Here is a 405-nt window from a genome sequence, read left to right on the forward strand (position 1 = left end):
GCCGCTACTTGAAGACATAAAATCATCTTCGGTTTTGGTATTAAAATCATCAACATTAAATGCATCCAGATCATCTGCAACTTTATCTGCTTTTTTTGCTGCGGTTGCTGCTGCACCGCCCATAACTGCGGTACCCATAACCTGGCCAAATTTGGTATTCAGTTCTTCAAATGATTTAAATTTATCTTTAGAGGTCATTTCGCTCAGATCCACCATCTGTTCAAACAGTTCTTTCTGAAATGATTCATCATCAATATTCGGAATTGCACTCTGATTCAGAAATTTAGATTCATCATAATTAGAAAAGCCGCTCACCTGTTTCACTTTCAGCACAAAATTTGCGCCTTCCCACGGACAGGTCACATCCACCGGGGTTTCGCCCATTTCCACATCCACTGCAATCAT

General features: G+C 40.5%; 1 protein-coding gene. It reads right to left on the reverse strand.

Annotated elements, in window-relative coordinates:
• Positions 1 to 384, reverse strand: a 384-nt coding sequence (locus tag SB659_RS19110) for a hypothetical protein (protein ID WP_410551526.1), incomplete at its 3' end; no start/stop codon positions are given.
• Between the last annotated feature and the right edge of the window lie 21 nt (positions 385 to 405).

It is taken from the genome of Arthrobacter sp. SIMBA_036, from assembly GCF_046535135.1.
Taxonomy (GTDB): domain Bacteria; phylum Actinomycetota; class Actinomycetes; order Actinomycetales; family Micrococcaceae; genus Arthrobacter.